Genomic DNA, 16,424 nt, shown 5'->3' with positions numbered 1-16,424 from the left:
GCTTCCCCAGACGGCGGTCAGGACCAGGCCACCGATGGTGGCGGGGATGATCGCCGCCAGGGGCGGGATGCGTTTCCCGCCGATGATCGGCAACCATGCGGGTGCCACCTCGCCCCACGGTCGCACCAGGCCGAAGGCGAGCAGTGCCAGTGCCTCCGTCAGCACGCTGAGACCGAAGACGTAGGGGACGGCCCAGTACCACGGCGGCATGGCAGGCGAGTTCGGATCGATCATGCCCATCTTGAAGTCGAAGGCGTACGGCAGCCGCCACAGGCACTGGGGCAGCAGCACGAACGGGATCGCGCGCGCGGTGACGACGGCCCATCTCGGGACGGGCCGCTCGGTGTCGTGTGAAGTCCCGTTCTGGCGGGGTCTGTTGATCGTTTTCACGGATCACAGTCTCTTGAAATCTCGGAGAGTCGACGTCACTCCGGAGACGGACGAGCCGCTCCCCGAAAAGGATGGGCTGCGGCACTGGGTAACCGCACAGGCGGATCCGCAGGTTCCGCAATCGCCCCCTGGGTATGACCGGCCGTCAGTCCCCGGCAGGTTCCGGTACGACTACCGGTCGGCCGAAGCCGGCACGGCCAAACCCACGATGACCAAGCCGGTCGGCAACGCGAACGCCCAGCCGTGGGGCAACGAGAAGTCCACCGACACCCCGCACCGGCTCACCGCCGACGACCGGCACACCGGCCTCGACGGCAGCTTCGGCAGCTTCTGCTACACCCCCACCCCCACCACCTCGATGAGCAGCATCCGGGCGCGGTTCCAGACCGAGAACAGCAGGCTGTGGAAGGTCAGCGACGGAACCGGCGACCCCTACTTCCGGGACTCGCCCAACCGACACGACGTCACCACCGGCACCTCCATCGGCACCGTCAAGGCGTCCGCCCAGACCGCCCGGGCCTGTGGCACGCCTTCGACACCGTCAACCTCCAGGTCGAGGGGTCCGCCTGGCGGCGTTCGTCGTGCGTGGCCGGCAGACAGGTCCTTTCACTGGTCCGTCAGCCGCCGGACGCGCCGGCGTACGACACGATGTCCGGAGAGCCGATGGAAGTCATTGCCCCGGGGCCGCGGGCGGTGGCATGGACGGGCATTTCGTTGGGCCTAGAACCCCTTGCCCAGCTTCCAGCCGGACCACGTTCCACTTGTGCTCCGCTTGGTGTGCCACCACCGGCTGTCCGTGCCCACGCAGGCGATGGTGATGGACCAGCCGCTGGACCTCGAGTCGAACCCGGACTCCGGGTTGCAGGAGCCGCCCAGTCCGCTGTACCAGCCGCTCACCCCGGAACTCGTCGACCAGCGGCTGTAGACGGCCCGGTTGGTGCCGAGTACGAAGACTTGCGGATACCCGTCGGGCTTCTGCCAGATCACCGCGTCGACCGGTGCCCCCAGGCAGTAGAAGTTGCCGCCCCAGTTGCTGAAGTGGCACCAGCCGTCGGAGGTTTGATAGGGAGCCCCGGGTGTCTTCTCGACCAGCGCCGTGGTGCTCGGGGACGAGGGGACGGCCTGCGCAGAGCCGGTGAGTGCCGTGGCAGCCAGCGCGATGCCCCCGGCGAGGGAGGCCAGTTTGAGTGCCCAGGTCTTCATGGTGGGGGACTCCTCTCCTTGGATGACGAATCGAGGCGATCTTGCCGCGGTGGCACGCGCGGTGGTCATGATCGCGGTGCTTTCGATCGGAGCCGCACGCGGACTCGGAAGGGCCGTCCAGGCCGTCCAGGCCGAACTGCCGCGGCTTCCGTGCCGCGGGCGGGGTATGCGGTGAGGGCTGTCGGACAGGGCTTAGGCGGCCCAACTGCCGCTGGACTGGGCGGCGGAGCGGAACTTGAAGACGAACGCCGTGCCGGGGTCGACGTTGGGCTTGACCACGGTCCACTGGTTCGCGGCGGCGCGGACGTACTCCTGCGGGCAGTCCATCGTGCCTCCGGGAACGTCCTCGACGCAGACCATCACATACCGGTTGGTCTTCGGCTTGATGTTGATGTCGTTGCAGGCGCCCGAACTCCACAGCAGGTCCCCTGCCGGATAGTCCATCGGTCCGTCGGGCTTGAAGTAGCTGTTGGCGGACCCGTAGCAGGACAGTGCCTGTGCCGCGCCTGCGGGAGCGGCAATGACCAGGGCCGTTCCGATCAGGGAAGCGGCTGCTGCGAGGGGTACGAGACGTGTTCGGATGCGCATGATCGCGATCACCTGCTTTCCGTCGTGGTAGGGCCACTGTGCTTGCGTCGAGTACGAATCATCCACTGTCCCAACTGTCCCGGACATGTCCCGAACACGTCCCGGACGCACGGTTGTTCCGGTGGGTGCGGCCAGGACGGAACACCAGACGAGACGCCGTGGCACAGCCTCGTCGCCCGCCTGGTGGAGGTGGTGCCGGAGGCGAGGGTCTGGGCCGCTCGCGGGGCGGGTTGCCGCCCGCCGGCGCAACGGCTCACGCGGCGGACGACCACCCGGCTTCGACGAAGAGCGCTACAGGAAACGCAACACCATCGAACGAACGATCAACCGACTCCAACAACACCGGGCCGTGGCCGCCGGATACGACAAGCGCGGTTACGTCTTCCTCGGCACCGCAACAGCAGCAGCCCTGGTCATCTACTCCGCGTGTCGCTCCAGAGCGCCCGCCCGATGTCGACGCAGGCGCAACGCGCGCCCTCCATGTCGCCGACCAGGTCCGCCCAGGTGTCCTTGTGTACGCGCGTCCCATACGGCAGGGGAGTGTGGCGCAGCAGGTTGAAGCGCCCCGCGATCTGCCGGCCGCGGGCCCCGGTCAACGACGCGGAGCCGTCGACATCGACGCGGGCGTGGGCGAACGTCGCCGGGATGCGCTCGCCGAGATATTTCATCCGGTCCGACGTCTCCTCGTCCGATCGGGTAGGGGTGTCGAGCAGATGCACGTCGTCGACGAAGACCAGTCGCGTGGTCCCCGCGAGCCGTGAGCGTCCATGCCGGGTCGTCGGCCGACGGGGCCCGGGGGCGCGTCGTGTCCACGAAGGACTTCCAGCCCTCCCACGTGCTGATGGGCGAGAACACATCCAGCGCGCAGTGGCTGCGCGGCGCGTACATGATCCCGGCCATCCCGGTGAGGTGGGCCAGGTGTTGCCCGGAGTTGAAAATGCCTATGTAGGCGGCGTTCACGATGCCGACGGACTCTGACGACGACGCCCCGCCGGTGGGTGTTCCGGCGGGGCGGTCGCCAGCGAGGTGCCGGTGGTTCACCGATTCGGCGGGTCGACGACGCTGCGACGCCGAGGACTACGAAGGTGGTGCGGCGGACGGGTGAATGGAATGTCCCCGCCGAGGTGGCTTCCGTGACCGAGTGGGCGCACCTGCGAGGATCGACCCGCTGCGAGGAGGCCGAATCCATGACGAGCGATGCCGGACACGGACAGGCACCGACCCCCGATGACCTGCGGACGACCGCCAAGGGCTGGCAGGGCATCCAACTGGCCGTCCTGGGCTTCGTCGGCCTGTGCGGGGTACTCAAGGACAGCGGCCCGGCGGGGGTCCCATGGGACGTCCAACTAGCGGCCGGGGTGCTGGCGCTGAGCGCCCTGGTCGTCGCCTGCTGCGCTGTCTTCCTCGTCGGCCTCGCTGCCTGGCCTCTATACCGGACCGTGGCCCGCCCGGCTGCCTCCCAGCGAATGAGTCGTGCCCTGCGTACCGGAATCGCCCTGACCTTCACGGCCGTCGCGCTGCTCGCCCTGTCGGCGGCCACTTCCTGGTGGCCCGTGAAAGCGGACAAGGCCGGCAACACCGGCAACACGGGCAGTGCGGCGCGGAGTCCGGTCCACGTAAGCACCGAGGCCGGCACTGTCTGCGGGCCTCTGAGCGAGAGCAACTACGGGTTTTTGACCCTCAAGGCGAACGACCGCACCGTCACCATGGCGCTCAGTGAGGTCATATCCCTGCAGCCCGTGTCGTCCTGTGGTTGACCGGGGAGTAGGAACCGGCACCCAGTCGCCGACCACCTCGCTCACGGATGCGCGGGAGGCGGCCTCGTCGAGGAAATTCTTGCCGGTGGCGAACGCGGCGACGCGGGCCCGCAGAGCGAGCTGACCTGCGCGGCCGTGCGGTCCGGGTTCTCCTTCTTCAGCGCCATCGCCGGCTCCACCACCTCGGGCAGAGTGCGTGGCTGGGACTGGCACCGGGACGGCACCAGCGCGTCGAACCCACCCTGGCGCCACTCGAGTATCCAGCGGTCCAGCGTCCACCGGGTGATCCGCACCATCCGCCCGTCCGGATGCCGGTGCTCCACCCCGCCAACGCCCGCACCAGCGCCTCGCGTTGCCGCCTGCCCAGTGTCGGGTCGGCCGCCTCCCCGATCAGCATGTAGCGGAACTTCCGCCGCGTCGGGCGGCCTCGGCGAGGTGGCACGCCCGACCGGCCTGCGGCAGCGCGGTGGTCTTGCCGGTGGTGGGCGGTCCGGTGACGATCACGCACGGCCGGGCACCGGTGTCCAGGTGGCGACCCGGATCATCAGGGTGCGCACCGTCCGCGAGATCGCGTCGATCGTCGGGGTGCGCACGACCGCGAATCGCGAGTGATACGCCAGGCGTTCCTCCACCCCGTGCTCGGCCCGGCTCGTGCTCGCCACCGCGCTCACGGCGGCGGCGACCGCGTGCGCCCGCTTCGGGCGGTGTGGCGGGCGGCCGGTTGACGAAGTCCAGGAAGCCGTCCCACATCGCCGGCGACGGCCACCGCCCGTTCGCAGGGTCCACGCCGTTCACCACAACTCGGCCTCTTCGTGCGCGTCGTACAACCCGAACCCGCCGCCCCCGCCACCGGGCGACCCACCCGACTCCGACTCGAACTCTGGTTCCTCACCGCGGATTCGTCTGAATCCGGCGCGGTGTCCTTGTTCGGCCGGGCACCGGCCCTGTCGACCTCACCACCGCGCCCGGAGGGCATCGGTCGATGTCGACCGCGTGGTACGAGGTTTAGTGTGGACGCATGAGCACGATCGACGGATTCGATTACCCGCCAATGGAGTTCGCCTTCCCCGGCCCGCTGCGCGACGCACTCGTCACTGCGGTGCTCGAGGGGACCAAGACCAGCACCACCGGTGTTCTGGCGGACTACGAGCACGAGGGCGAGGAACTCCCGCAGGTCGGCGAGCGCTACACCGTTCTCGATTCGCACGGACGCGGGGTCGGTGTCGTCGAGGTGACGGAGGTTCGTGTGCTGCGGCTGGCGGACGTCGACTGGCCGCACGTCCGCGACGAGGGCGAGGGCGACACCTCGATCGCGCAATGGCGGGCCAACCACGAAAGCTTCTGGCACGGCCCCGAGATGCGGGCGGCGATGGGCGACCCCCGACTTCACCGTCGGCGACGACACCCCGGTCGTCACCAAACGCTTCAGACTCCTCCCGCACACGGCCGACGGGTGACTCCACGCCTTTGGGCAGAGCTACCGATCGATGTCGACTGGAACCCCGCGGAGTTGCAGCCGAGTCTTCAGAAACTCCATCTCCGGCAACGTGCCCGCCACACCGTCGTGGCTCAGTTTCTCGACCAGCTCACGGGCCTGTGACAACGACACGGCCGAGACCTCGCGGAGGACCTTCAGAGCCGGGAGAAGGCTTGGCACCGGATGGGGCAACCGCAGTGTGGCCGGGCCATGCGCCGCGAGCAGGGCCTCCCGCACCTCATCAGGAGCCGTCCCCCGCCCGGCATGTTCACACAGGTGGGCGCCGCAGCCGTTGCAAGAGAACTCGGCGTCCCACCACAGCTCACCGTGGTCGATGAACTGGTTCACCTGCCGCACCGCCGCGCTGCCGCACTCACAGAGCGATGCGATCTTCGCTGTCCGGCCAGTCACCTGGGCTCCCTACGTCCTGTGCCTGCTGTCGTGATCTTCTCGCGGCGGCAATCCCGCTGCGATCGAATTCGAGAAGAGCGCCCAGGTTCACTCGGTGATGGCAAAAGAGCCCGGGAAAAAATTCCGGCGGACCCTGAGAGATTCTGCTTCGCCGGGCCACGTCCCCTCCGAACGGGCCGCTTTCGGCGGCCCCTCGCCGAAGGGACGGCCGATGAACGAACAACTACGGCGGAGGCGTCGCGCACCGCGCTCCGCTTGCCTGTGGGCGGTACTGATGGCCATGCTCCTCGCCCTGATGACGGCGGCGGGCGCACCCCCCGCCTCCGCGGCCGACCAGCCGCTCTGGCCCACCGCCGGCTATCTCGGGAGCCCCGGCTCCAGCGCGGTCGCGGAAGTGGAGAACTCGTCGGAGGCATCCGGCGCCGGGGTGCGGCTCTGGCCCTTCCACGGCGGGCAGAACCAGCGCTGGCAGTTCCTCCCACGCCCCTCGAACCGCTACACGTGGCAGATCATGGCCTCGCACAGCCGCATGTGCATGGACGTCGAGGGCGGCAGCCGCGCCCCCGGCGCGCGCGTCCGGCAGGTCCCGTGTCACAACGGCTCCAGCCAGGCATGGGAGCCGTTCGTCGTCCGCTACGACGGCTGGGGCCGGCCGCTGTACCGTTTCGTCAACGACAACAGCCACCTGTGCCTCGAAGCCGCCGACACGCTCCCGGAAGGCGCGTCCCTGCACCAGGCGCCGTGCGCCGCCAAGAGCGCCCAGGAGTGGTCGATGACCCGCCCGGTGAGCAACCCGCTGAGCGGCAGGGTCATGGACGTGTGGTACGCATCCACCGCCTCCGGAGTGCCGGTCTGGCTGTGGGACTTCGTGGCCGGCCCCCATCAGGAGTGGTACGCCCACACCCTTCCCGACGGCTACGCCTCCCAGTTGGTGGCCACCCACTCCCGCAAGTGCCTGGATCTCGAAGGCGGTTCGACGGCACCTGGTGCCACGCTCGTCCAACAGCCGTGCGACACCCGCCGCGCCGGCCAGCGCTGGGTCGTCGAGGTCACCTCCTGGGACATCCACCGCTACGCGATCTACCGCATCCGCAACACCACCGCCAACCGTTGTCTGACGGCACCCACCATCGGCAACGGGACACGCCTGGTCATCCTCGACTGCAACGGCGCGCCGAGCCAGGAGTGGCGGATGTAGCTCCCCCATCGGGCCCGGCGTGGGGGTCTCACCGGCTCTGACCGCCCATTCGGCGCCTCGCATGGTTGGCGGGCGGGGTCCCCGCCCGCCGACCATGATTTCTCCGGCTGTCTCACGGCTCAGTCGGAGCGGCCGTCTCGCGGCGGTGTTTTTTCCTCAGCGCCGGCCCAGCAGGCCCGCGACTGCGGGGAGGGCCCTGGAGGCCGCGCCTCCAGGGCCCAGGGGTCAGCGCCGAAAGTGGTCGGGGCTCGTGATCCTGTACCGGGCCACGCCCCCTCGGTGGCCCACCGCTGGAAGCCGGCCTTCTCCAGCACGCGGATCGACGCCGGGTTCGACGACTCCACGGCGGCGGGCACGGTGTGGACGCGCGGACCGGTGAGGGCGAACTCCGACCGGGCCCGGATGGCCTCGGAGGCATAGCCTCGGCCGCGGCGGGAGCCCACGACGCCGCATCCGATTTCGAGTGTTCCCGCACTGGGCGGCCGGAAGAGGCCGATCGAGCCGAAGGGCGGCCACCCGCGTGCCGAGGGGGCGGATCGGTGGGGTTCTGAGCCGGTCAATAGCTCGGGGCGCTCGTAGCCGGACCGTGACCTGGGGGAATGCGGGCGTGTCACCGGCCCGGCCGGCATCAGGCGACCTTGGTGCTCACCGGGGTCGTACCATTCCCGAGCGGAGAGTCCGGGTCGGCTTTGGGCGTGGCAACGGGGGTTGCGTGTGCGGGTGTTGGCGGGGCGCTACGAGCTGGTCCGGTTCGTCGGGCGAGGCGGCATGGGGGAGGTCTGGGAGGGGCGGGACCGGCTGATCGAGCGGCGGGTCGCGGTCAAGCTGCTCCCGCACGCGAAGGCCGACGCCTCCGGTGCCGCGTTGTTCTTCCGCGAGGCGCGTACGGCGGGGGCGCTGCACCACCCGGGTGTGGTCACCGTGTACGACCTCGGCCAGGACGAGGGGGACGGTTCGCTGTTCCTGGTGATGGAGTTCGTCGAGGGCCGCGACCTGGCCGCGGTGCTCGACAAGGAGGGGCCTCCTTCAGTGGGCACCGCTGTGGGGTGGGCGGCGCAGGCCGCCGCGGCGCTGGCCCGGGCGCACACCGCAGGGATCGTCCATCGGGACCTGAAGCCGGCGAACCTGATGCTCACCGTCGAGGACCAGGTCAAGATCCTGGACTTCGGGATAGCCCGGTTCGTGGAGTCCACGAACCGGTCCAGCAAGGTGATGGGCACCCTCGCCTACATGCCGCCCGAGCGCTTCGACGAGCAGCCCGGGGATGCCCGCTCGGACCTGTACTCGCTCGGCTGCGTCCTGCACGAACTCCTCACCGGCAACGTGCCGTTCCACGCCGGCGGCCCGGTCTCGATGATGAACGCCCACCTGCGGAAGACGCCCACGAGACCCGGCGAACACCGCCACGGCGTACCCACCGAACTCGACGACCTCGTCCTCGCGTTGCTCGCCAAGGACCCCCGGGACCGACCCGACACCGCCGACGAGGTACACCGACTTCTGCGCGCCGCCGTCGACCTCGCCCCGGCTGCCGAGACCCGGCGGATGGTCCGAGAAACGAATCCGATCGGCGACGCGCCGACCATCGGCCTCGATCGGGAGCCCGCCGCGAGCGGCACACCGCGAAGTGGCAACGGCGGCACCCCATCCAAAGCCCCGACCCCCACGCGCCGCCGCCTTCTGTGGCTTGTCGGCGGCGGCGCGGTCACCGCTCTGGGCATCAGCGGCGTTCTCGAACTGATCGACTCGCCCGACGACCGGCGAGAGCCGCGCACCGCCGGCGACCAGGTCCCGTCGTCCCCGCCCGCGGTGGCCCGCACCGACACCACGGTGCGCTGGTCCTACTCCACCGGGGCCGAGGTCGACTCCTCGCCGGCGGTGGTGGACGGGGTGGTGTACATCGGCAGCCACGACAAGAACGTGTACGCGCTCGACGCCGCCACCGGAACCAAGAAGTGGGCCTACACCACCGGTCACGTGGTCGGCTCCTCGCCGGCGGTGGTGAACGGAGTGGTGTACGTCGGCAGCCGCGACAAGAACGTGTACGCGCTCGACGCCGCCACAGGAACCAAGAAGTGGGGCTACGCCACAGGAGCCGAGGTCGACTCGTCGCCTGTCGTGGTCGACGGGGTGGTGTACATCGGCTGCCGGAACAAGAACGTGTACGCGCTGGACGCAGCCACGGGTGCCAAGAAGTGGGCCTATGCCACCGGGGCCGAGATCAGCTCGGTTCCGGCGGCGGCGGACGGAGTGGTGTACGTCGGCAGCGTCGACATGAACGTGTATGCGCTCGATGCGGCCACCGGCACCAAGAAGTGGGCCTACGCGACAGGCGCCGAGGTCTTCTCGTCGCCTGTGGTGGTGGACAGGGTGGTGTACGTCGGCAGCGCCGACAAGAACGTGTACGCGCTCGATGCGGCCACCGGCACCAAGAAGTGGGCCTACGCCACCGGCGACAAGGTCGCCTCCTCGCCGGTCGTCGTGGGCGGGGCGGTGTACGTCGGCAGCGCCGACAAGAACGTGTACGCGCTCGACGCCGCCACCGGTGCAAAGAAGTGGGCCTACACCACCGGAGGCATCGTCTGGCAGTCGCCGGCGGTTGTGGGTGGAGTCGTCTATGTCCCCAGCAATGACAAGAACGTGTACGCGCTTGACGCTGCCACCGGTGCAAAGAAGTGGGCCTATTCCATCGGGGCCTCCACCAGCTCGGTCCCGGTGGTAGCGGGCGGGGTGGTGTATATCGGCAGCGGAGACAAGAACGTGTACGCGCTCGATGCGGTTCCCGGCACCGGCCCGTCCTACTGATCTTTGCGGATCGGGTTGTCGTTGGTCTGTCATGTCAGGTCGGTTGCTGCGAGGAATCCGTTGAGGAGCGCGGGGTGGTGTCGGATGTATTGGCGGGCGACGGCGATGAGTTCGTCGAGGGTGCGGCGCCGAGGTTGGCCAGGGGCGATGCCGGTGCCCCCGTGATCACCCGCCCCACCCGCGCGAGCGTCCAGATCTGCCCGGTGAACCCGGCCGCCTCAGGACCGGCCTCCAACACCGCCGCCACCTCGGCGAACCCCTCGTCCGACGCCCCCCGGTGGGCACCCGGCGGGCCCGCGGAGCGCAACGCGTCCGCCCCGCCGTCCACCCACGCGCGATGCCACACCGACACCGGCTGCGGCGACACACCCGACCGACGCGCCACCTCCGCCTGCGACACACCCTCCGCGAACCAACCAGCCGCCCGCAACCGCAACTTCTCCCGGCGCCCACGCTCCGCCGGGGGCATCCCCGAAGTCCCCGTACAACGGGTATGCCCCCATTTGACACACTGTCAATCGGACTCGGAAACCTCAGTGATTGGTGACGTCGATCTTGTAGTCGCGCTGGGCCCGCGGTTGGCCGGAGCTCTGGTATGCCGTGATCGTGAACCGCGCCGTTCCCGGGGTGACCGGGGTTCCGACGATCCCGCCGGTGTCGGCGTTGAGCACGAGACCCGCGGGCAGAACTCCGGAGGTGACCGCGTATCGCGTGGTCGCCGGCGTGTTGGTCTTGACGGTGGCCTCGTACAGGTGTCCCTTGGCCGCCGCGGGCATCGGTCCGGCGTCGAGTTGCGGGGTCGGAGCGACGACGGCCTGGGGGGCGCCGACCGGCTTGCCGTCGGTGTCCAGCTGCTGCAAAGACCATCGCTTGCCCGGCTCGACCACGGTCAGGTGCCAGTTCGTCGTCAGGTCGCGGAACTGCGCCCGCTGCTGCGCGGTGAACGCACCCAGGTTTCGTGCCGTCTCCCATTGCCGGATGGCCTCGAGAAGCCGCGTGGTGTTCTCCCCGCCCGACATCAGACTGGAGACCGAGGTCTGGAAACCTGCCCCGGCGTTCAGAGCAGCGCCCCGGGCCAGCTTCCACTCCATGGTGAGCAGACTGTCCGAGCCCTTGAGGCTGATCCAGCCGAGCATCCCGGGGAGGAAGTTCGCCTGGAGGTACGTGTTGTTCTTGAACACCTGATCCATCGAGGTGCTGCCGACTTCACCCCAGCTGGCCCGGGTCAGCGCGTCCCAGGTGTTCGAGGTCATGCGGCTGGTTTCGGAGATGAAGCCGTCCTGGGCATTGATTCGCCGGAACGTGCTGTTCACGAGGTGAGCCATGCCGTAGGCGCCCCAGCCGGAGTCCGATGCCGACTCCAGGCCGTCCCACGACATACCCGTGATGCCGGTGTTGTTCCACGCGGTGGTCAGCCTGTCGCCGATCTCGCCGAGGATGGCATGGTTACCGAGTGCGCCGCCGTAGCTGTTGGCCACGACTCGGGCGGTGCGGTCGCCCGCAGCGTGCGAGACCGCGACCGATCCCCATCGCGCGCGCTGCACGCCGTTCAGCTTCCACTCGTTCCCGACCTGCTCGGCCGCTCCGTAGCTGACGAATTCGTCCCCGATACGCAAGTAGCCGTAGTGCACTCCGTCGGCAAGCAGCGCGCCGGAGTCGAGGTACACGGTCGTGTCGCCGGCCGTCAGCGGACGGCTGAGCGAGGCGGTGCCCCCCGTCACGAGCCGGTTGTCGGCGGGTGCCGCGACGTAGGGGTCTCGCGGGATCAAGGCCCAGTCGTAGGGCTCGTCGCCGGTGCCGATGAAGTCCGACAGGGTGTGTACGCCAAGCTGTACGCCGTTGGCCTTGGCGATGTCCACCGCTGCCGCGGCGCCGGCGTCGCTCCCGCCCAGGCTCGAGTCGAACCGGTAGTGGCCGCTCGACTCCCATGGGCCGTAGTTGGTGGTGAGTGAGTAGATGCGGTCCATGCCGGCTGCCTTGGCGAATCGGGCCGCCGCCGGAATGTTGTCGGTCTGCAGGTCGCCGAGCACCAGCCATGACTGGCTGCTCGCCTGGGATGCCTTCTGCCACTGACCGTTCAGTCTTGGGTAGGGCAGACTCTCGCCCGCCGCGATGTTGGACAGGATCGTCGGCGTCGCCTCGGGCGAGGCTCCGAACAGCGCCATCTTGGAGCCGGCGATCTTGCCCTCCCGACCGGGCAGCGGCCCGACCGGGATCGGGTAACCGCGTACCTTGCGTTGGCGTTCCTTGGTGTAGTCGAAGGTGAAGGCGCGCAGTACGGAACCCCAGGGGGTCACGCCTGCCGTGCTCCACTCCTCCAGGGAACCCACGCTCACGTGGTCCGGGTCGTGGTCGACTTCGCTCTCCCAGCCCGTGTCCTGGTCCTCCTGCGGCCAGGCGCCTTCGGTACGGTCGGTCAGCGGATGGAGCCCGATGGCGAAATCGCCGTCGCGGACCACGCCCGCCGATGTGCCGACCGTCCGGGAGATCGACGTGGCCAGTGGGCCCCAGAGCAGGGTCTGCACATCGACGTCCTTCGGTGCGTCGACGGCGACCGCCTCGAACGTGGTGTAGCCGCGCTTGTCGACCAGCTTCACCTGGATCTTCCAGTGCTCCGCCTTGTTCCGGAACGTGAGCATCCGGCCGCCGGGGCCGGAACGGTCAACTGTGGTCGGCCGTTCCTGCTTGCCGTCGACGACCAGGCTGACAAGTGATGCCGCACGACCGGGCGCGATGTAGTCGACGCCGGTCCTGATGTCCTCCAGGCCAACGACCGTCCCTGCGCTGTCGAGCCGGATGTCCAGGTAGCCGGCCCGGATGTCGATCGACGGAGTCGTTTTGTCGGGCCCTGCGTGCGCCGGCTGTGCGCCGACCGCGGGCAGGACGCCGGCGGTCAGTACTGCGACTGCCACCGCACCGGCCGTGCGCCGACGCCGTTCGGGTCTCCTGTGGGTGGGTTGGGGTCTGAGTATGACTTTCGAGAACCGCATGATGGTGCTCCTGTCATCTGTCGACGAAAACTGCGCTGCACCGGCCGCTCGTGCCGGTCATCCCTTCGTGGCCCCCGGTCAGGCCACGGACGAAGTGCTTCTGGAACGCCGGGTGGAAGGCCGGGACGGGCACTGTGGCCGGTGGCATGAATGCGAACACCGCCCCGAAGTTCTGCCGGTAGGGGCCGATGGAACGGAAGATCCCGACGGTCACCGTGTTCCCGGCTCCCGGCTCCCGGCTCCCGGGACGAGCAGCGGGGTCGGTACGCGGCGGTGGGGTTGGGGGTCTCGAAGGTGAGCCCAGGCTCGGCGTCACGCAACCGCCCGTAGACGCAATCCATCCCTGCCGTCTTCGCGAAGTCGGCCGCCGCCGCGGTGTTGTCGGTCTTGGGGTCTTGGTGGATCAGCCTTTGGTGGCGCCGCCGGTCAGGCCCTTGATGAAGTGCTTTTGCAGGGCGAGGTAGAACCCGAGCACGGGCAGCGTGGCCAGGAACATCAGGGCGAAGAGCGAGCCGAAGTCGGTCTGGTACTGGCCGATGGAGCGGTAGATGCCGGTGGTCACGGTGGTGCCGCGTCCGGGTCCGAGGATGACCAGGGGGTCGATGAAGTCGTTCCAGATCCACACGCCGAGGAAGATCATGACGCTGGCGCTCGCGGGCCGGAGCAGCGGGAACACCACGCGCCAGAAGATCTGGAGGCGGCCGGCGCCGTCGACGCGGGCGGCTTCCTCGAGTTCGATGGGGATGCTCCGGACGAAGCCCATGAAGACGAACACGCCGAAGGGCACGTAGTAGGCGACGTTGAACAGCACGAGTCCTTGCACGGTGGCCATCAGGTGGGCGGCCTTGAGGACGTCGGTGACCGGGATGAGGATGACCTGGGCGGGGATCATGAGTCCGGTCAGCAGGGCGAGCGTGATTCCTTTCGCCCAGCCGCTCCTGCTGCGGGCCAGGTAGTGCCCGAGCATGGCGGACAGCACGGTGAGGACCACCACCGAGACGGTGGTGATCAGGACGCTGTTGGTGAGGCTGACCCAGAACAGGTGGTCCGGCCTGGTCAGCACGGCCTCGAGGTTGTCCAGCGTGGGGGGCCAGGGTGGCGACGTCGGGTGGCCGGGGATCTCGTCGCTCTGCTTGAAGGTGTTGGCCAGGACCAGATACAGCGGCACGAAGAACAAGGCGCCGACGCACAGCGCCACCAAGGGGCGCAGCCAGGGTGTTCGTGTGCTCACAGGTCGATCTCCCTCGCTCGCAGGATCCGAAGGGCGATCGCGGTCGCCAGGCAGGCGATCGCCAGCATGACGACGGCCATGGCGGAGGCGTAGCCGATGTGGTTGGAGTCGAACCCGGTGGCCAGCACGTCGAAGGCGAGGGTCGCCGTGGTCCCGGCTCCCGGGCCGCCGTTGGTGATGACCTTGATGTGGTCGTAGGTCTTGAACGCGGAGATCAGCAGGACGACGGTGTTGATGGTCACCGCGGGGGCGAGCAGGGGCCAGGTCACCGCGCGGAACCGGCGGACGGGGCCGGCGCCGTCGATGGCGGCGGCCTCGTGCAGTTCGCCGGGCACACTCTGCAGCCCCGCCAGGTAGACCACGACGCAGAAGCCGAGCATCTGCCAGGAGATGACGGACGCCACCGAGTACAGCGCCAGGTCGGGGTCGGAGAGCCAGGCCGGGGGGTGCCGGACGCCGAGTTCTCGAAGTGCCCGGTTGAGGGGTCCGTCGACGTCGAGGAGACGGGTCCAGATGACGCTGACGACCACGGAGCTGAGGATCATCGGGGTGAAGAACACGCTGCGCATGGCGTTGTAGAACCGGCCGCGTTTGTCGAGGAGCAACGCGATCAGCAGGCCCGCGACGTTGGGGACGACGACCACGATCAGCGTGAGGACCACCGTGACCCGCAGTGCGGTGTGGAACTGTTCGTCGTGCAGCAGCATCCGGTAGTTGTGCAGGCCCACCCAACGGCGCGGCGGATTGAACGGGTTGGCGTTGGTCAGGCTGTAGTGGACGCTCAGTGCGATCGGCACCAGGACCAACCACGCATAGATCAGGATGCCGGGGGCACCGAAGACCGCGAAGTGCGCGAGCCCGGAGCGAAGGGCCGCGATCCGGCGTCTGGGCGCCGCGGTCCGCTCTCGCGGCCGGGTGGACGTCGTGGGGCCCTGGGGTACACGGGCAGCCGGCGAGCCACGCCTTGTCTGTGTGTGCGGAGTCAATTCAGCTCGCCGCCTTGGCCCATTCGTCGTCCAGGTACTTGGCGGCCTGTGCGGGTGACTTCCGTCCGGTGATCAGGTCCTGGGCTGCGGCGTCGACCTTGTCGGTCATGCCCGGCAGCAGGCCGTCGTCGGCCGTTTCCCAGCGGAAGGCGTGCACGACGGTGCTGTTCGAGACCGCCTGTTGGTACAGGGCGTAGCCGGCGTTGAAGACGGGGCCGGTGTCCGCCGGCGGGGTGTAGCCCTTGACGGCGGGGATCAGGCCGTCGGCCTTGACCGAGTCGTCCAGTTGGGTCTTGTCGAGTTGGAAGGCGAGGGCGAAGCGTTTGGCCGCGTCGAGGTTGGCGGCCTTCGAGCTGACGACGATGCCGCCACCGGTGTAGGCGGGGACGATCGGTCGGCCGTCGGGGCTCGGGAGGTTGAAGACCCCGATGTCTTGGCGGTGCTTGGCGTCGGCGCTCGCGGCGAACCAGTTGCCCATCGGGTACATCGCGCCTTTGCCGTCGAGGAACGCCTGTTCGGTGCCGGCGTAGTCGCGGGAGACGTCCGACTTGGCGATGTAGCCCTTGTCCGCCAGATCGGCGAACTTGGCCAGCGCCGCGGTGAAGTCCGGATCGGAGAACTTGACCTTGCCGGCCCGGCGCTGCGTCATCCAGTCCGGCGTCCTGCCGTAGACGTCGATGCTGACGATGCCGGAGAGGATCATGGAGGAGGCGAAGCCGTCCTTGCCTCCGCCGACCACGAACGGCGTGTGGCCCGCGGTCTTCAACCTGGCGCAGGCGCCGAGCATTTCGTCCCAGGTCGTCGGTGTCGTGGTGATGCCCGCCTCGGCGAACATCGTCTTGTTGTAGTAGACGGGCGGGATGGTCTGGGTATTGGCCGGGAGCTGGTAGTACTTGCCCCTGATCGGGTTGGCCGTGGGGAACACGAAGTCCTTGAGCTCCTCCGGCGACCAGGGGTACAGGTCGCCGGCCTCGGCGAACCCGGCCGGCGAGACGCCGACCATGACGTCCGGGAACTGCCCGGACTGCCGCAACTGCTTGGCGTAATTGGTGCGGCCGTCGGCGGAGGGCGCGACGAGCTTGTTCACCTTGATGTCCGGGTACCGGTCGGTGACGCGCTTGATCGCCGCGTCCCAGTAGGCCGCCGTGAGGTTGGGCGTCTCGAACGTCAGGAAGCTGATCGTCTTCGTCCCCGCCTTGCCGGAGCCGTCCGATGAGCCGTCGTTCGTGTTCGTGGTGGAACAGCCGGCGAGCGCGGGGCCGGCGACGAGGGCCGCCGCCGCGATGGCGAGCACGGACCGTCTGGCGAGGGTTGTCATGAGCGGAGTCCTTCCGAACGCCGGGATGGCAGGACGGGCGGGCGAGACTGCCCGGCCGCGTCGTGAACGC

The 16,424-nt window shown here is 68.9% G+C and carries 17 protein-coding genes and 1 pseudogene; 6 read left to right on the top strand and 12 right to left on the bottom strand.

Annotation, left to right across the window (positions count from 1 at the left end; genetic code table 11):
* A partial coding sequence (locus tag A3IC_RS0148345) for a hypothetical protein (protein WP_020557254.1) occupies positions 1 to 390 on the bottom strand: 390 nt, incomplete at its 3' end.
* A gap of 208 nt (positions 391 to 598) precedes the next feature.
* Between A3IC_RS0148345 and A3IC_RS63665 the strand changes: the two genes are divergently transcribed.
* The gene (locus A3IC_RS63665) at positions 599 to 1,114 is read left to right on the top strand and encodes a hypothetical protein (RefSeq protein WP_020557253.1); all 516 of its coding nucleotides are present in this window, start codon (positions 599 to 601) and stop codon (positions 1,112 to 1,114) included.
* Here the strand turns inward: A3IC_RS63665 and A3IC_RS63660 are convergent.
* Together A3IC_RS63660 and A3IC_RS0148325 are read right to left on the bottom strand one after the other, a co-directional pair.
* On the bottom strand, positions 1,111 to 1,593 hold the full coding sequence (locus A3IC_RS63660; RefSeq protein ID WP_020557252.1) for a PLL family lectin: 483 nt from the start codon (positions 1,591 to 1,593) through the stop codon (positions 1,111 to 1,113). The two genes, A3IC_RS63665 and A3IC_RS63660, sit on opposite strands and share 4 nt — an antisense overlap.
* 192 nt (positions 1,594 to 1,785) lie before the next feature.
* Positions 1,786 to 2,247, bottom strand: coding sequence for a hypothetical protein (locus A3IC_RS0148325; RefSeq protein ID WP_158696403.1), 462 nt, complete (start codon positions 2,245 to 2,247; stop codon positions 1,786 to 1,788).
* A 166-nt stretch (positions 2,248 to 2,413) separates the two neighbouring features.
* Between A3IC_RS0148325 and A3IC_RS72130 the strand changes: the two are divergent.
* Positions 2,414 to 2,602, top strand: a pseudogene (locus A3IC_RS72130) (IS5/IS1182 family transposase); the annotation flags it as partial.
* On the opposite strand, the gene A3IC_RS72125 reads toward A3IC_RS72130, so the two are convergent.
* Entirely contained in the window at positions 2,595 to 2,900 is a 306-nt protein-coding gene (locus A3IC_RS72125; RefSeq protein ID WP_026219612.1) for a hypothetical protein, read from the bottom strand. The pseudogene A3IC_RS72130 and the gene A3IC_RS72125 overlap by 8 nt on opposite strands.
* A gap of 468 nt (positions 2,901 to 3,368) precedes the next feature.
* Here A3IC_RS72125 and A3IC_RS0148310 point away from each other — a divergent pair, with 468 nt between their 5' ends.
* Complete coding sequence (locus tag A3IC_RS0148310) at positions 3,369 to 3,938, top strand: hypothetical protein (protein WP_020557248.1); 570 nt, start codon at positions 3,369 to 3,371, stop codon at positions 3,936 to 3,938.
* A gap of 41 nt (positions 3,939 to 3,979) precedes the next feature.
* Here the strand turns inward: A3IC_RS0148310 and A3IC_RS72120 are convergent, their stop codons facing one another.
* Positions 3,980 to 4,234 carry a helix-turn-helix domain-containing protein gene (locus tag A3IC_RS72120; protein ID WP_020557247.1) on the bottom strand — a complete coding sequence of 85 codons (255 nt, stop codon included), beginning with the start codon at positions 4,232 to 4,234 and terminating at the stop codon, positions 3,980 to 3,982.
* A gap of 204 nt (positions 4,235 to 4,438) precedes the next feature.
* Entirely contained in the window at positions 4,439 to 4,600 is a 162-nt protein-coding gene (locus A3IC_RS70435; protein ID WP_191864146.1) for a hypothetical protein, read from the bottom strand.
* Positions 4,601 to 4,956: 356 nt separating this feature from the next.
* On the opposite strand from A3IC_RS70435, the gene A3IC_RS60915 reads away from it, so the two are divergent.
* Positions 4,957 to 5,538: an ASCH domain-containing protein gene (locus A3IC_RS60915; protein ID WP_425387410.1), complete on the top strand. Its 582-nt coding sequence runs from the start codon at positions 4,957 to 4,959 to the stop codon at positions 5,536 to 5,538.
* Between the two features lie 562 nt (positions 5,539 to 6,100).
* A complete protein-coding gene (locus tag A3IC_RS0148285; protein WP_020557245.1) occupies positions 6,101 to 7,024 on the top strand; it encodes an RICIN domain-containing protein in 924 nt (307 codons plus the stop codon).
* A gap of 119 nt (positions 7,025 to 7,143) precedes the next feature.
* On the opposite strand, the gene A3IC_RS73955 is transcribed toward A3IC_RS0148285, so the two are convergent.
* The gene (locus A3IC_RS73955; protein ID WP_079027179.1) at positions 7,144 to 7,653 is read right to left on the bottom strand and encodes a GNAT family N-acetyltransferase; all 510 of its coding nucleotides are present in this window, start codon (positions 7,651 to 7,653) and stop codon (positions 7,144 to 7,146) included.
* 85 nt (positions 7,654 to 7,738) lie between these two features.
* Between A3IC_RS73955 and A3IC_RS0148275 the strand changes: the two genes are divergently transcribed.
* Positions 7,739 to 9,829 carry a beta-alanine-activating enzyme beta-propeller domain-containing protein gene (locus A3IC_RS0148275; RefSeq protein ID WP_020557243.1) on the top strand — a complete coding sequence of 697 codons (2,091 nt, stop codon included), beginning with the start codon at positions 7,739 to 7,741 and terminating at the stop codon, positions 9,827 to 9,829.
* Between the two features lie 34 nt (positions 9,830 to 9,863).
* Here A3IC_RS0148275 and A3IC_RS63655 read toward each other — a convergent pair whose 3' ends face one another.
* The 5 genes from A3IC_RS63655 to A3IC_RS0148245 all read right to left on the bottom strand — a co-directional run bounded on the left by A3IC_RS63655 (position 9,864) and on the right by A3IC_RS0148245 (position 16,354).
* Complete coding sequence (locus A3IC_RS63655; protein WP_079027178.1) at positions 9,864 to 10,298, bottom strand: helix-turn-helix domain-containing protein; 435 nt, start codon at positions 10,296 to 10,298, stop codon at positions 9,864 to 9,866.
* Positions 10,299 to 10,362: 64 nt separating this feature from the next.
* Positions 10,363 to 12,741, bottom strand: a complete 2,379-nt coding sequence (locus A3IC_RS0148265; protein WP_026219608.1) for an Ig domain-containing protein — start codon at positions 12,739 to 12,741, stop codon at positions 10,363 to 10,365.
* A gap of 481 nt (positions 12,742 to 13,222) precedes the next feature.
* Complete coding sequence (locus tag A3IC_RS0148255) at positions 13,223 to 14,050, bottom strand: carbohydrate ABC transporter permease (RefSeq protein ID WP_026219607.1); 828 nt, start codon at positions 14,048 to 14,050, stop codon at positions 13,223 to 13,225.
* Positions 14,047 to 14,856, bottom strand: coding sequence for a carbohydrate ABC transporter permease (locus A3IC_RS0148250; RefSeq protein ID WP_020557240.1), 810 nt, complete (start codon positions 14,854 to 14,856; stop codon positions 14,047 to 14,049). The genes A3IC_RS0148255 and A3IC_RS0148250 overlap by 4 nt, the downstream gene beginning before the upstream one ends.
* 181 nt (positions 14,857 to 15,037) lie before the next feature.
* Positions 15,038 to 16,354 (bottom strand): ABC transporter substrate-binding protein, encoded by a 1,317-nt coding sequence (locus A3IC_RS0148245; protein WP_020557239.1) that lies wholly within the window; start codon positions 16,352 to 16,354, stop codon positions 15,038 to 15,040.
* Between the last annotated feature and the right edge of the window lie 70 nt (positions 16,355 to 16,424).

The sequence above is a fragment of the Embleya scabrispora DSM 41855 genome (assembly GCF_000372745.1).
GTDB lineage: Bacteria > Actinomycetota > Actinomycetes > Streptomycetales > Streptomycetaceae > Embleya > Embleya scabrispora.
The sequence above is the reverse complement of the archived record's forward strand: the minus strand, read 5'-3'. Positions and strand labels throughout refer to the sequence as shown.

Excerpts from the sequence above, each read along its gene's own strand:
- A3IC_RS63665 (WP_020557253.1), top strand. The coding sequence starts at position 599 with ATGACCAAGCCGGTCGGCAACGCGAACGCCCAGCCGTGGGGCAACGAG.
- A3IC_RS63660 (WP_020557252.1), bottom strand. The coding sequence starts at position 1,593 with ATGAAGACCTGGGCACTCAAACTGGCCTCCCTCGCCGGGGGCATCGCG.
- A3IC_RS0148310 (WP_020557248.1), top strand. The coding sequence starts at position 3,369 with ATGACGAGCGATGCCGGACACGGACAGGCACCGACCCCCGATGACCTG.
- A3IC_RS72120 (WP_020557247.1), bottom strand. The coding sequence starts at position 4,234 with ATGGTGCGGATCACCCGGTGGACGCTGGACCGCTGGATACTCGAGTGG.
- A3IC_RS60915 (WP_425387410.1), top strand. The coding sequence starts at position 4,957 with ATGAGCACGATCGACGGATTCGATTACCCGCCAATGGAGTTCGCCTTC.
- A3IC_RS0148285 (WP_020557245.1), top strand. The coding sequence starts at position 6,101 with ATGGCCATGCTCCTCGCCCTGATGACGGCGGCGGGCGCACCCCCCGCC.
- A3IC_RS73955 (WP_079027179.1), bottom strand. The coding sequence starts at position 7,653 with ATGCCGGCCGGGCCGGTGACACGCCCGCATTCCCCCAGGTCACGGTCC.
- A3IC_RS63655 (WP_079027178.1), bottom strand. The coding sequence starts at position 10,298 with ATGCCCCCGGCGGAGCGTGGGCGCCGGGAGAAGTTGCGGTTGCGGGCG.
- A3IC_RS0148245 (WP_020557239.1), bottom strand. The coding sequence starts at position 16,354 with ATGACAACCCTCGCCAGACGGTCCGTGCTCGCCATCGCGGCGGCGGCC.